Here is a 14,039-nt window from a genome sequence, read left to right on the forward strand (position 1 = left end):
CTTCCCGGTGCCGGACCGTGCACGGCGGGCGCGGACGGCGGCGGGCGCGGACGGCGGCGGGCCCGGAGCGTCGCGCTCCGGGGCCGCCGTCGTCGTGGTGGACCGTCAGGCGGCCCGAAGGGTCACGCCCCGCGAAGCCGGGCGCCCAGGCGCTCGGCGGCGACGGACACGGCCTCGTCGCGGGCCGCCGTGGTCTCCTCGACGGTGAGCGTGCGGTCCGCGGCCCGGAAGCGCAGCGTGTACGCCAGCGACTTGTTGCCCTCGCCGGCCTGCTCCCCGGTGTAGACGTCGAACAGCCGGATCGACTCCAGCAGCTCCCCCGCCCCTTCGCGCAGCGCCGACTCGACGTCGGCCACCGGCGTGCCGACCGGCACGATCAGCGCGACGTCCTGGGTGGCCACGGGGTAGGACGACACCGGAACCGTCTGCGCCGGCCCCGGCCGGAGCGCGGCCAGCACGTCCAGGTCCAGCTCCATCGCGCAGGTGCGCGGCGGCAGGCCGAACGCCTCGACGACGCGGGGGTGCAGCTCGCCCGCGTAGCCCGCGAGCTCGCCACCGGCGCGCAGCGCGGCGCACCGGCCCGGGTGCCACGGCTCGGCGGCGGCGGCCTCGACGGTCAGCTCGGCCCGCGCCTCCCGGGCCACCAGGCGGGCGGCCTCGACCGCGTCCGCCCAGGTGGCCGCGCGGCCCGCGCCCCACCAGCCGGACCGCTCGAACTCACCGGCCAGCACCACGGCGACCCTGGCCGGCTGGGCGGGCAGCGACGCCCCGATCGAGGCCAGCTCCTCGGCCGTCGGCCGCCGGTCCACCGCGAGGACCGGGGTCACCGCGGGCGCGTCCGCGCCGGGCAGATAGACCAGGCCGGACTCGAACAGCGCGACGTCGCCGAAGCCGCGGCCCACGTTGCGGACCAGCGTCTTCAGCAGCCCGGGCAGCAGCGTGGTCCGCATCAGCGGCTCGTCCTCGCTGATCGGGTTGGCGAGCCGGGCGGCCCGGCGGCGGTCGTCGCCGGCCGGGAGCAGCAGGTCGTCGAAGTCACGCTCGCCGATGAACGGGTAGGCGAGCACCTCGACGAAACCGGCCGCCGCGAGTCCCCTGCCCACCCGGCGGCGCAGCCGCTGGCTCTCGGTCAGGCCGCCTCCGGCGGGGGCGGCGGGCAGGACCGAGGGCAGCTTGTCGTACCCCTCCAGCCGGATGACCTCTTCGGCCAGGTCGTTCGGGTCGGTCAGGTCGGGCCGCCAGGTGGGCGGCGTGACGGTGAGCAGGTCGTCCGAGCCCGCCGAGACGTCGAGCCTGCCGGACAGGTCGCCGCCGGTCACGGTGCCGGTGGCGGCGGACGCGGCCGGCCCACCGGAGTCGGCGCCCTCGCCCCCCTCGGCTCCCTCGGCTCCCGCGGCCACCGTGCAGCCGACCTGCTCCAGGTGCCGGATCACCGTCTGCCTGCCGTAGGTCATGCCGGCGACGCGGTCGGGATGGTCGGCCGGGATGGTGATCCGCACCGGCTCGACCGGCACCTCGACGTGCGTGACGCCCGGCAGCGCGGTGCCGCCGCCGATCTCCACCAGCAGCCGCGCCGCCCGCCAGGAGGCGTAGAGCGGCAGCTCCCGGTCCACACCCCGCTCGAACCGTTTGGACGCCTCGCTCACCAGGTTGTGCCGGCGCGACATGCGGGCGATGCCGGTGGCGGAGAAGTGCGCCGCCTCGATGACCACCTCGGTCGTGGAGCCGGAGATCTCGGTGTGCACGCCGCCCATCGTGCCCGCCATCGAGATCGGGCCCGACTCGTCGGTGATGAGGATGTCCTCGGGGTGCAGTTCGCGGGTCACGTGGTCGATGGCTTCGAGCGTCTCGCCCGGTTCGGCCCGCCGTACCACGATCTCGCCGGTGAGCTTGGCGCGGTCGAAGGCGTGCAGCGGCTGGCCGAGCTCCAGCATCACGTAGTTGGTGACGTCGACGGCGGCCGACACCGGCCGCATGCCGGCCCGGGACAGCCGCAGCCGCAGCCACAAGGGGCTGGGCGCCGCCGGGTCGAACCCGCTGACCTCGCGCAGCACGAACCGGTCGCAGGCGGCCGGGTCGCCGATCGAGGCCGGATAGGCGGTCTCGGCGGAGGCCGGCAGGTCCAGGTCGGCCGGGTCGCGGAACGGCACGCCGAACGCGGTCGCCGTCTCCCTGGCCACGCCGCGGACGGACAGCGCGTAGCCGAGGTCGGGGGTGACCTCCAGCTCGATCACGTCGTCGCGCAGCCGCAGCAGCTCGACCACGTCGGCGCCGATCGGCACGTCCGGGTCCAGCACCAGGATGCCGGGCGAGGACTCGGCGACGCCCAGCTCGGCCTCGGAACAGATCATGCCGTCGGACACCCGGCCGTACGTCTTGCGGGCGCCGATCTCGAAGCCGCCGGGCAGCACCGAGCCGGGCAGCGCCACCGGCACCCGGTCGCCCACCGAGAAGTTGACCGCGCCGCAGACGATGCCGCGGGGAGCCGCCTCGCCCACCTCGACCTGGCAGTAGCGGATCGGCTTCTTGAAGCCGGGAAGCTCCTCGATGTCCAGGACCTCACCGACCACGACGTTCTTGATCTCGTGGCCGTGGGAGACGATCGACTCCAGCTTCAGGCCCGCGGCGGTGAGCTTGTCGGCCACCTCGTGGGCGGTGACGGCGGGGAGGTCGACGTACTCCCGCAGCCATGAAAGCGGGACCTTCATCAGACCTCCATCCCGAACGGGAGCGTGAAGCGCACGTCTCCCTCGATCATGTCGCGCATGTCCTCGGCGTTGTGCCGGAACATCAGCGTGCGCTCGATGCCCATGCCGAACGCGAACCCGGAGTAACGCCTGGGATCGACCCCGCAGGCCACCAGCACCCGCGGGTTGACCATGCCGCAGCCGCCCCACTCGATCCAGCCCTCGGACTTGCAGGTGCGGCACGGCGGGTTGCCCTGCACCGCCGAGGTGCCCCGGCACACGAAGCACATCAGGTCCATCTCGGCCGACGGCTCGGTGAAGGGGAAGTAGTTGGGCCGGAACCGGGTCCTGATGCCCTCGCCGAACATCACCTCGGCGAACCGGTCGAGCGTGCCCTTCAGGTGGGCCATCGTCAGGCCCTCGTCCACGGCCAGCCCCTCCACCTGGTGGAAGACCGGCGTGTGGGTGGCGTCGAGCTCGTCGGTGCGGAACACCTTGCCCGGCGAGATCACGTAGACGGGGAGCTCACGGTCCAGCAGCGCCCTGATCTGCACCGGGGAGGTCTGCGTGCGCAGCACCTTGCCCGAGTCGACCGACTCGACGAAGAAGGTGTCGTGCTCGGAGCGGGCCGGATGGTCGGGCGCGATGTTCAACGCGTCGAAGTTGAACCACTCCGCCTCCAGCTCGGGCCCCTCGGCGACCTCGTAGCCCATCGCCACGAAGGCGTCGGCGATGCGCTCCTGCAGGGTGGTGAGCGGGTGCCGCGCGCCGCGCGGGGCGCGGTCCCACGGCAGCGTGACGTCGACGGTCTCCTCGACGAGGACCCGCGCGTCGCGCTCGGCCTCCAGCTCCGCCTGGCGGGCGGCGAGCGCCTCGCCGACGGCCTTGCGAGCCGCGCCGATGCGCTTGCCCGCCTCGGCGCGGGCCTGCGGGGGCAGTGCGCCGATCTCCCGGTTGGCGAGCGCGATCGGAGATCGGTCGCCGGCGTGCGCCAGGCGCACCTGCTTGAGTTCGTCGAGGTCGCCCGCCGCGGCGATGGCGGCGAGCGCGTCGGTCTGCGCGCGCGCCACCTCGTCGGCGTGGAGCGGCGTCACCTCGACCGGGTCGTAGTTAGACAAGAGTGGGCTCCGAATCCAGGGCTTGAGCGGCCATGAGTCTAGTGGTTTCCGCGGAGGCGCCCACCGGGCGCGCGCTCGCTCAGGCGAAGTCGGGCGTGCCGGTGGGCACGGTAAATCGGAACTCCGCCCCGCCCTCGGGGCCGCGCTGCACCGTGACGGTGCCGCCGTGCGCCTCGACCAGGCCCTTCACGATGAACAGGCCCAGGCCGGTGCCGCCGCGGCGACGGCCCTGGCCGCGCCAGAACTGCCGGAACACGCGCGTGGCCAGCTCGGGCGCGATGCCCTCACCCCGGTCTCGCACGGACACGGCCACACCCCACTCGATCGGCTCGACGACTATTGTCACCGTACCGCGACCGTGACGCACCGCGTTTTCCAGCAGATTGCCCAGAATCTGGTCGATCTTGTCCTGATCGAGCCACGTCTCCGGCAGCTCGCCGCGGACCTCCACCCGGAATCTGTCCTCCGGCTCCCCCGCCGCGACCCGGCCGGCGATGAGCCTGCGGACCCGGGCCGGGATGTCGACGACCTGCCTGCGCACCTGGAGCCGCCCCGACTCGATGCGGGAGACGTCGAGCAGCTCGGTGATCAGGCGGGTGACCCGGTCGGCGTCGGAGTTGACCGTCTCCAGCATGACGAGCTTCTGGTCGTCGGTGAAGCGGTTCCACTTGGCGAGCAGCGTGGCGGTGAAGCCTTTCACGCTGGTCAGCGGCGAGCGGAGCTCGTGGGCGACGGTGGAGACCAGGTCGGCGCGGCTGCGCTCCAGGCGGGCGCGGGCCCCGGCGTCACGCAGGGTGATCGCCACCCGGACGACGTCGCCGCCCCGCTCGGGCGCGCGCACCAGGCGGGCGGCGATGAGCAGCTCGGGCCCGCCGGGCAGTTGCACGGGGCACTCCGGCTGCCTGGTCCGGGTGCGCAGGCCGCCGCACGGGTCGAGCCACTTCCACCACTCGCGCCCGTCGTGGTCACGGAAGGGGAAGACATCCCGGATGTCCCGCCCGACGGCACGCCCCGCGTCGATCCTGGTCAGCCGGGCGGCGGCCCGGTTGACCGCGAGGACGCGGCCCGTACGGTCGGCCACGATGACACCGTCGGGAAGATCATCGATCTCGATCGAGCACACGGCATCCGGGTGCGGCTGATCGGTGTTCTCTCCCTGCACGACCCCGCCTCCTCGACCTACAAGGCCGACAATAGCGGGTTTCCCAGGTGATGCGGCAGCCTCACTTTTGGCGTTGAGTCCGGGCCGAAGCGTACAAACACACCGCGGCGGCCGTGGCGAGGTTGAGACTTTCGGCCCCGCCGTAGATGGGAACGCGGACCACCTCGTCGGCGAGTTCGAGTACTTCCTTCGGCAGGCCCCACGCCTCGTTGCCGAAAACCCAGGCGGTCGGGCCGGACAGGTCCACGTCGTCGAGCGTGCGCTCCCCCGCGCCGTCGGCGGCGAGCACCCGCAGCCCGGCGTCCTTCAGCTCGCGCACGGCCTGCGCCACCGGGACGCCGGTGACCACCGGGAGATGGAACAGGCTTCCCGCGCTGGCCCGCACGCACTTGCCGTTGTAGGGGTCGACCGAGGCGTCGGTGAAGACGACCGCGTCGGCGCCCGCGGCGTCGGCGGTGCGCAGCACGGTGCCGGCGTTGCCCGGGTCGCGCACGTGCGCGAGCACGGCCACCAGCCGCGCCCCCGGGACGGCCTCGCCCAGCGGCACGTGCACCAGCCTGCACACGGCCAGCAGCCCCTGCGGGGTGACCGTCTGGGCCAGCTCGGCCATGACCTCGCCGCTGGCCAGGTGCACCGGCACGCCGGCGGCGGCCGCGGCGGCGACGATCTCGGGGTGGCGGGCCTCGGCGTCCGCCGTGGCGTAAAGCTCGACGGTCACGCCGGGAAGCCTGAGCGCCTCCCTGACGGCCTGCGGGCCCTCCGCGAGAAAGGCCAGGTCGCGTTCGCGGAACGCCCGCTTGGCGAGCCTCCTGGCCGCCTTCACGCGCGGCGACCTGATGTTGGTCAGCTCCGCCCTCGCCATTCCGGCCCCCAAAGCTCGAATGCTCCCGGCGAGCGGCCGGAAGACGAGAAAACGCCGTGACCCCGCGGCCGTGGGACCCCGCTGCGCGGGATCTCCGCGGCCGTGGGACCACGGCCCGCAAGTGTCAGGCGACCGGCGCGTTCACGTCGGCGGGCAGCGCCTTCTTGGCGGCCTCCACCAGCGTCGCGAACGTCTGGGCGTCGTTGACCGCGAGGTCGGCGAGGATCTTGCGGTCCACCTCGATCCCGGCGGCCTTGATGCCCTGGATGAAGCGGTTGTAGGTGATGCCGTTCTGCCGGGCCGCGGCGTTGATCCGCTGGATCCACAGGCGGCGGAAGTTGCCCTTGCGGTCCTTGCGGTCGCGGTAGGCGTAGGTCATCGAGTGGAGCATCTGCTCCTTGGCCTTGCGGTACAGACGCGACCGCTGGCCACGGTAGCCACTCGCCCGTTCGAGAACGACCCTGCGCTTCTTCTTGGCGTTGATCGCCCGCTTCACGCGTGCCATTTTTATCTATCTCCCCGGGGTTCGTTCTTACTTGGCGAGCAGCTTCTTGATCTTCTTTGTGTCGGAGGGGGACATCACCACATCCGGGGCGAGACGACGCGTAAGGGTGGTCGGCTTGTGCTCGTTGTAGTGCGCGCGGTTGGCCCGGCGGCGGACGATCTTGCCGGACCCGGTGAGCCGGAACCGCTTCTTCGCACCACTGTGCGTCTTCATCTTCGGCATCTCAGCCGTCTCTCCCTACGTTCATCCGTGCCGATGCCCCGGGCCGGTAACCCGAGTCAAGGGCATGCCTGACTACGAGACCGGACCCGGTCTCAGCCTGTCTGCCTGCGGCTGGTCGCCTACTCCTGAGGCTCGGTGGCCTCGTCGACGTCGACGTCGACGTCGATGTCGTCGTCATCGCGTCGCGCTCGTGCCGCGGCCTTCTCGGCCTTGGCCTCGGCCTTCTTCTTGTGCGGTCCGATCACCATGATCATGTTACGGCCATCCTGCTTCGGCTGGGACTCGACGAAGCCGAGCTCCGTCACGTCCTCCGCGAGCCGCTGCAGGAGCCGGAACCCCAGCTCGGGACGGGACTGCTCCCGCCCGCGGAACATAATGGTGACCTTGACCTTGTCCCCCGCCTTGAGGAACCGCACCACGTGACCCTTCTTGGTCTCGTAGTCGTGCGGGTCGATCTTCGGCCGGAGCTTGATCTCCTTGATGATCGTGTGGGCCTGGTTGCGGCGCGCCTCGCGCGCCTTCATCGCGGACTCGTACTTGAACTTGCCGTAGTCCATGAGCTTGCACACGGGCGGACGAGCCGTTGCCGCGACCTCCACGAGGTCGAGGTCGGCCTCCTGAGCCAGTTTCAGCGCATCGTGAATGGAGACGATGCCGACCTGCTCGCCGTTAGGGCCGACGAGACGGACCTCTGGCACGCGGATACGCTCGTTGATGCGGGGCTCGGCGCTGATGGGACCTCCTAGGTTGACGAACCTCGGCCGCCCCCTGAGGGCGACCGCCACGTGCTTGATCGTGCCGGGAGCCTCGCGGATTGCGCGTGCCATCAAGGTCGCGAAACGCGAAATGCCCCGCACGTCGCGCATGCGGGGCCACCACCGAGCCCGATGACCGGGCTCTCTCCGGCACATGCCGGAGGTGATCCTTGACCCGTCGGCCCAGCGGCCGATCAGGTGGGAGGGAAACCTCCGCTTGCGCGTCCAGCAGGCATGCCGGACCGATCGAGCACCTACGTTACCACAACGCGCGCCCTGCCGGATTCATTCCGTCGCGGCGGCCTCTCACGCGCCGCGCGTCCTTCTCGCGATCTCCGCCTCGCCGGCCGCCCGCATGGGCTCGACCGGCGCGGGCGCGCGGCCGGTCATCAGCTCGACCTGGCGGACGGCCTGGTGCAGCAGCATCGGGAACCCGCCGACGACGGTGCCCCCAGCGGCCAGCACGGCCGCCGCCGCCGTGGTCGGCCACGGCGAGTAGACCACGTCGAACAGCGCGGGCACCCCGGCCAGCCGGGCCGCGAAGCCGTCGGCCGCCCCGGAGGGCAGCGTCGAGACGACCAGCCCGGCGCCGTCGAGCACGACGTCGAGCTTGTCGAAGGTCTGTACGGCGGGCGCCACCTCCAGCCGCTCGGCCGCCTCCAGCGTCTCCGCCGCCCTGCCCGGCTCCCTGACCACGAGGGTCGTCTCGGCCACGCCCATCTCGCGCAGCGCGGCGAGCGCCGATGCGGCGGTCGCTCCACCGCCGAGGATCACCGCGGAGCCCGGCGCCCCGACCCCCGCCTCGGCCAGGGCCTGGACGATGCCGTGCACGTCGGTGTTCTCCCCGTGCGCCCGGCCGCCGGCGAACACCACGGTGTTCGCCCCGCCCACCTGGACCGCCAGGTCGGACACGGAGTCCAGCAGCGGGAAGACCGCCCGCTTGAGCGGCATCGTGAGCGACAGGCCCGCCCACTCCGGGCCCAGGCCCTCGACCAGCGCGGGCAGGCCCGCCTCGTCGCACTCGATCGCGTCGTAGCGCCAGTCGCCGAGCCCGAGGGCCGCGTAGGCGGCCCTGTGCAGGTAAGGCGACAACGAGTGGGCGATCGGCGAGCCGAGCACCGCGGCCCTGGTGATGGCGCGCACGGTCACCCGCCCTTGTAGTTCCGGTTGAACTCCGCCTCGAACTGCTGGAACTCGGCGTAGGAGTCGGTGAACTTGGTGATGCCCTTGGCCGGGTCGGTGGTCGCGAAGTAGATCCACGGGCCCTTGGCCGGGTTGAGCGCCGCCTCGATGGCGTGCTCGCCGGGGTTGCTGATCGGGCCGGGCGGCAGGCCGTGCCGCCGGTAGGTGTTGTACGGCGACTTGCTGTCCAGCTCCGCGTGGGTGGCGGCGATGCCGTACTTGTTGAGCGCGTACATGACCGTGCTGTCCATCTGGAGTTGCATGGGCGGGTTCATGGCCAGCCGGTTGTAGATCACCCGGGCGATCTTCGGCATGTCGGCGGCCGTGCCGGACTCGGCCTGCACGATGCTCGCGATGGTGAGCATCTCGTGCTGGCTGAAGCCGAGCCGCTTGGCCCGCTCCGCCATCCCGGCCTCCTCGACCGCGTGCTCGTAGCGGTCGAGCATGGCGTTGAGGATGTCGGCGGCGGACATCTTCGGGGTGATCTCGTACGTGGCGGGGAAGGCGTAGCCCTCCAGCCTGCCCCTGGCCCCCTGCGGCAGGTCGAGGTCCTTGGCGGCGTCCTCGAACTCCTTGACCGGCTTGCCGGTCTTCTTGGCGAGCTCGTCGTAGATCTGGACGAGCCGCCTGCCCTCGACAATGGTGATCTTCGTCTGCAGCCGCATGTTCGGGTCGAGCAGGGTCACGGCCTCCTTGGCCGCCATGCCCTTGCGCAGCCGGTAGTCGCCGGGCTGCAGCGAGGCGCTCTTGCCGGCGGCGTCGATGGCGTTGGTGAAGGCGCGGGCGCTGGCGACCACGCCCTGCTCCTCCAGGGTCTGCGCCACGTCGGAGGCGGTCGCCCCGTCACGGATCTCGATGACCACCTCGCCGGTGCCCGGCCCGCTGAAGTCCTCGGCGGTCGTGACGCCCTGCAGCCACATGTAGCCGTAGTAACCGCCGCCGCCGATGACGCCGACGAGGACGATCAGGGCCAGCAGCGGGGCCAGGAAACCGCCCCGGTTGCGCCTGCGGCGGCGGCGCCGGCCGCCCCGCTTGCGACCCGCGGACGCGCGTCCGCGGCGCCGAGAGGACCCCTCGTCGTCGGCTCCGAGCAGGAAATCGTCCATGTCGAGATCATTCATAGCTGCGGTGGCCAATCTCCCGGTCCGGACGGCCCGGCGTCAAGCCGATGTGCCGAACAGAGGGGAGCACCGATCCGCACGCACCCCGGACGGCCGCGGAGGCGGGCCGCCCTTCTACCGCTGAGGCGGTCAGGACATCCGACATTCAACGCGTCCCGAGGTAGGTAGTCAGCTCTTCCCGGTATCTCACGAACTCGCCCTCTTTGTCAGTGAATTTCGTGATTCTATGCACAGGATCGGTTCGAATGAACCATACGCAATCACCTGGTCTGGGCGTAGAGCCGACCATCAATGCCAGTTCACCCGTTCATTCCCTACGGGTATGGGGGTAGTCCCTAGGCCGGGTAAGCGTTCGATGGCCGAGCATCCAGCGAATGGCGTGGACCCGGCATGCTCCGCGTCCGACGCGCCGCCGGGCCTGGAACCGTCACCCGCGAGGGTCACCGCGTGGATTCCCCGTCCCCGCCCGGACGGGGATCGCCGGAGCCGGGCGCGGCGGCCGGCGGTTCGACGGGGGTGCCGGGGGGCCGGCCGGTGGACCGCTCGGCGTCCAGCGCGGCCTGCAGGAGCACGACGGCCGCCGCCTGGTCGACGACGCCGCGCTGGTTCTTGGCCCGCACGCCGCTGTCCCGCAGCCGCTGCTGGGCGGTGACCGTGGTCAGCCGCTCGTCGAAGAGCCGCACCGGGATCGCGGCCGGCCGTACGGCCAGCGTGCCGGCGAAGCGCCTGGCCGCCTCGGCCGCGTGGCTCTCCCTGCCCGACAGCGACGTTGGCAGGCCCACCACGATCTCGACGGCCTCGTGCTCGGCGGCGATCGCCTCGATCCTGGCGAGATCGCCCTTGCCCCGGCGCACGGTTTCCACCGGCGTCGCCAGCAGCCCGGAAGGGTCGCTGCGGGCCACGCCGATGCGCACGGAGCCCACGTCCACGCCGAGCCGCACTCCCCGCCTCACCGGTGGCCTCCGGGCCGCGGGGCGGGGACGGGGGCGGGGGCGGGGGCGGGGCACGTCACGGGCATCACGGTCAGCCGAGCCGCTGGGCCGCGGCCTGTTCGACGGCGCGCAGCGCGTCGCCGATCGCCTCGGGGCGGGCGCCGCCGCCCTGGGCGACGTCGTCCTTGCCGCCGCCGCCTCCGCCGAGCGCCTTGGCGGCGACGCCGACCAGCCTGCCCGCGGCCAGGCCGCGCTCGCGACCGGCGTCGTTCACCGCGGCGACCACGACCGGCCGCTCGGCGGGCACGCCGGCGACCACGACCACGGCCGGGCGGTCGGCGGGGAACCTGCCGCGCACGTCGAGGGCGAGCTTGCGCAGGTCGTCGGACGATGTGCCGTCGGGGGCGCGGTGGGTGACGAGCGACACGCCGTGCACGTCGCGGGCGCCCGCCGCCAGCTCTCCCGCGACGGCGAGCACCTGCGCCGAGCGGACCTTCTCCAGCTCCTTCTCGGCGGCGCGCAGCCGGCCCACGATGCCCTCGACCCGCTCGGGCAGCTCCTCGCGGCGCACCTTGAGCTGCTCGCTGAGCTGGGCGACCAGCACGCTCTCCTTGGCCAGGAAGCGGAAGGCGTCGAGCCCGACGAGGGCCTCGACGCGGCGCACCCCGGCGCCGATCGACGACTCGCCGAGCACCTTGATCAGGCCGAGCTGCCCGGAGCTCTCGACGTGGGTGCCGCCGCACAGCTCGCGGGAGTAGTCGCCCACCTCGATGATGCGCACCTCGTCGCCGTACTTCTCGCCGAACAGCGCCAGCGCGCCCATCGCGCGGGCCTCGGCCTGAGAGGTGTAGAACGCGTTGACCCGCAGGTCGTCGATCAGCACGGCGTTCACCTCGTCCTCCACGTCGCGCAGCATGGCCGGGGAGACGGCGCCCGCGGCGGTGAAGTCGAAGCGGAAGCGGCCCGGCGAGTTCTCGGAACCGGCCTGGGCGGCGGACTCGCCGAGCGCGTTGCGGAAACCGCGGTGCACGAGGTGGGTGGCGGTGTGGCTGCGCGAGATGGCGCGCCGGCGCTCCAGGTCGATCTCGGCGTGGGCGCCGTCGCCGACCCTGATCTCCCCCGTGCGCACCTTGCCCCGGTGCACGATCAGCCCGGCGACCGGGCTCTGCACGTCGATCACCTCGACCTCGGCCCCCGCGGTGCGGATGACGCCCTGGTCGGCGAGCTGGCCGCCGCCCTCGGCGTAGAACGGGGTGCGGCCGAGCACGATCTCGACGGTGCTGCCCGCGCCCGCGGCGGGGACGGAGGCGCCGTCGATGAGGATGCCGGCGACCTCGGACTCCGCGGCGGTCTGGTCGTAGCCGAGGAACTCGACCTTGCCGGCGCTCTCCAGGATCTGCCCGAACACCGAAATGTCGGCGTTGCCGGTCTTCTTCGCCGCGGCGTCGGCCTTGGCCCGGTCGCGCTGCTCCTTCATGAGCCGGCGGAAGCCGTCCTCGTCCACCTGGAGGCCCTGCTCGGCGGCCATCTCCAGGGTGAGGTCGATCGGGAAGCCGTAGGTGTCGTGCAGTTGGAACGCCTGGGCGCCGCGCAGCACGCCCTCACCCCTGCGCTTGGCCTCCTCGACCGCCACGTCGAAGATCGCGGTGCCGGTGCGCAGCGTGCCGAGGAAGGACGCCTCCTCGGCGTCGATGACGGTGTGGATGTTGGCGGCGTCGGCCTTCAGGTCGGAGTACTGCCGGCCCATCACGTCGATCGTGGTGGCGGTCAGCTCGTGCATGTAGCGCTCTTCGCCGGCGCCGAGCAGGCGCAGGTTGCGGATCGCCCGGCGCAGCATGCGGCGCAGCACGTAACCCCGGCCCTCGTTGGAGGGCAGGACGCCGTCGCCGACGAGCATGACGCCGGCGCGCAGGTGGTCGGCGACGACCCGGAGCGAGACGTCGGCCCGCTTGTCCCTGCCGTAGCGGGAGTGCGTCAGGTCGGCGGCCCGGTCGAGGATCTTGTACGTGGTGTCGATCTCGTAGATGTTGTCGACGCCCTGCAGGATCGCCGCCATGCGCTCCAGGCCCATGCCGGTGTCGACGCTCTTGGCGGGCAGGTCGCCGAGGATCGGGAAGTCGTCCTTGCCGGTGCCCGCGCCCCGCTCGAACTGCATGAACACGTTGTTCCACACTTCGAGGTAGCGGTTCTCGTCGGCGACGGGACCGCCCTCACGGCCGTACTCGGGGCCCCGGTCGTAGTAGATCTCGGTGCACGGGCCGCACGGTCCGGGCACGCCCATCGACCAGAAGTTGTCGGCCATCCCGCGGCGCTGGATGCGCTCCATCGGAACGCCGACCTTCCGGTGCCAGATCTCGACCGCCTCGTCGTCGTCGAGGTAGACGGTCGCCCACAGCCGCTCCTCGGGGAAGCCGAAGCCGCCCTCGGACTCGGGCCTGGTCAGCAGCTCCCAGGCGAACGGGATCGCGTCGGCCTTGAAGTAGTCGCCGAAGGAGAAGTTGCCCAGCATCTGGAAGAAGCTGGCGTGCCTGGTCGTCCTGCCCACCTCGTCGATGTCGAGGGTGCGCATGACCTTCTGGGCGCTGGCGGCCCGCTTGTAGGGCGGCTTGCGCTGGCCCAGGAAGTAGGGCTTGAACGGCACCATGCCCGCGTTGACCAGCAGGAGCGTCGGGTCCTCGGCGATCAGGCTGGCCGAGGGCACGACGGTGTGCCCACGCTCCTCGAAGAAGCGCAGGAAGCGGCGTGCGATCTCTGCCGACTCCATTTCAGCGGCCATCCTTTGCTTTCGGTGACGGTGCTTTCGAGTGTTTCGGGTGACGGTGCCCGGGGTGACGGTGCTTCGTCGACGATCAGAGGTGGGTGCGGTCGGAACCGGGCGCGGCGGGGCCGATCGCGTCCAGGCCGTACTCGGCGCGCAGCTCGGCCTCGCGTTTCGCCGCCGCCTCCAGCGCCTCGCCGGTGAAGAACCGGAGCCGGGCGACCAGCCCGGACGCGCCGTCCGCGGCGCGGCGCGCCACGTGGTCGGGGTGCAATGTCTGCAGCTTACGCATGACCCAGACGGCGGCGAACGCGCCCAGCGAAAGGTAGAACAGCCGACGGATCATCGCCGGCGCCCTTCGGCCGGCCGGCGGCCGTTGAGCGCCCGCGCGGCGGCGGCGGTGCGGACGCCGTGCCCGAGCGCGGAGATCTTGATCAGCGGCCCGGCGATCAGCATGGAGGCGACCCCGGTGACCTTGGCCATGTCGCCGCTGACCCGCTTGACGTCGGTGGCGATGGCCCCGACGGCCACCAGCCTGCGGTTGGTCTCGCCGACGGTCGCGCTCACCTCGTCGAGCAGCGGCGCCACCCGCTCGCCCAGCTCCGCGACCATCTTGGTGGTCTCGGTGAGCAGCCGGGCCGCCCGGACGAGCACCACGGCCAGGAAGCAGACCAGGATCGCCCAGAACATGGCGACGATGAGGCCCGCGACCTCTCCCGCTGTGAGCATCTTCGG

At 72.0% G+C, this 14,039-nt stretch carries 13 protein-coding genes; all 13 read right to left on the minus strand.

Annotated features, from left to right (window positions below):
- Window positions 1-122 precede the first annotated feature (122 nt).
- Window positions 123-2,708, minus strand: a complete 2,586-nt coding sequence (locus QSK26_RS07255) for a phenylalanine--tRNA ligase subunit beta (protein ID WP_285774212.1) — start codon at window positions 2,706-2,708, stop codon at window positions 123-125.
- On the minus strand, window positions 2,708-3,805 hold the full coding sequence (gene pheS, locus QSK26_RS07260; RefSeq protein ID WP_285774213.1) for a phenylalanine--tRNA ligase subunit alpha: 1,098 nt from the start codon (window positions 3,803-3,805) through the stop codon (window positions 2,708-2,710). The genes QSK26_RS07255 and pheS overlap by 1 nt, the downstream gene beginning before the upstream one ends.
- 79 nt (window positions 3,806-3,884) lie before the next feature.
- Window positions 3,885-4,967, minus strand: a complete 1,083-nt coding sequence (locus tag QSK26_RS07265; protein WP_285774214.1) for a sensor histidine kinase — start codon at window positions 4,965-4,967, stop codon at window positions 3,885-3,887.
- A gap of 61 nt (window positions 4,968-5,028) precedes the next feature.
- Window positions 5,029-5,829, minus strand: coding sequence for a TrmH family RNA methyltransferase (locus QSK26_RS07270; protein WP_285774215.1), 801 nt, complete (start codon window positions 5,827-5,829; stop codon window positions 5,029-5,031).
- 124 nt (window positions 5,830-5,953) lie between these two features.
- Entirely contained in the window at window positions 5,954-6,334 is a 381-nt protein-coding gene (gene rplT / locus QSK26_RS07275; RefSeq protein ID WP_285774216.1) for a 50S ribosomal protein L20, read from the minus strand.
- A 27-nt stretch (window positions 6,335-6,361) separates the two neighbouring features.
- Window positions 6,362-6,556, minus strand: a complete 195-nt coding sequence (gene rpmI / locus QSK26_RS07280; RefSeq protein ID WP_285774217.1) for a 50S ribosomal protein L35 — start codon at window positions 6,554-6,556, stop codon at window positions 6,362-6,364.
- 119 nt (window positions 6,557-6,675) lie between these two features.
- The gene (infC, locus tag QSK26_RS07285; protein ID WP_502888682.1) at window positions 6,676-7,422 is read right to left on the minus strand and encodes a translation initiation factor IF-3; all 747 of its coding nucleotides are present in this window, start codon (window positions 7,420-7,422) and stop codon (window positions 6,676-6,678) included.
- 195 nt (window positions 7,423-7,617) lie between these two features.
- Window positions 7,618-8,445 (minus strand): shikimate dehydrogenase, encoded by an 828-nt coding sequence (locus QSK26_RS07290; RefSeq protein ID WP_285774652.1) that lies wholly within the window; start codon window positions 8,443-8,445, stop codon window positions 7,618-7,620.
- 11 nt (window positions 8,446-8,456) lie between these two features.
- A complete protein-coding gene (gene mltG / locus QSK26_RS07295; protein WP_285774218.1) occupies window positions 8,457-9,599 on the minus strand; it encodes an endolytic transglycosylase MltG in 1,143 nt (380 codons plus the stop codon).
- A gap of 455 nt (window positions 9,600-10,054) precedes the next feature.
- Window positions 10,055-10,567, minus strand: a complete 513-nt coding sequence (ruvX, locus tag QSK26_RS07300; RefSeq protein ID WP_285774219.1) for a Holliday junction resolvase RuvX — start codon at window positions 10,565-10,567, stop codon at window positions 10,055-10,057.
- Window positions 10,568-10,637: 70 nt separating this feature from the next.
- On the minus strand, window positions 10,638-13,310 hold the full coding sequence (gene alaS / locus QSK26_RS07305) for an alanine--tRNA ligase (protein WP_285774220.1): 2,673 nt from the start codon (window positions 13,308-13,310) through the stop codon (window positions 10,638-10,640).
- 85 nt (window positions 13,311-13,395) lie between these two features.
- A complete protein-coding gene (locus QSK26_RS07310; RefSeq protein ID WP_285774221.1) occupies window positions 13,396-13,650 on the minus strand; it encodes a hypothetical protein in 255 nt (84 codons plus the stop codon).
- Window positions 13,647-14,033, minus strand: coding sequence for a DUF948 domain-containing protein (locus QSK26_RS07315; RefSeq protein ID WP_285774222.1), 387 nt, complete (start codon window positions 14,031-14,033; stop codon window positions 13,647-13,649). The genes QSK26_RS07310 and QSK26_RS07315 overlap by 4 nt, the downstream gene beginning before the upstream one ends.
- Between the last annotated feature and the right edge of the window lie 6 nt (window positions 14,034-14,039).

It is taken from the genome of Microtetraspora sp. NBRC 13810 (genome assembly GCF_030268685.1).
Classification (GTDB): domain Bacteria; phylum Actinomycetota; class Actinomycetes; order Streptosporangiales; family Streptosporangiaceae; genus BSRQ01.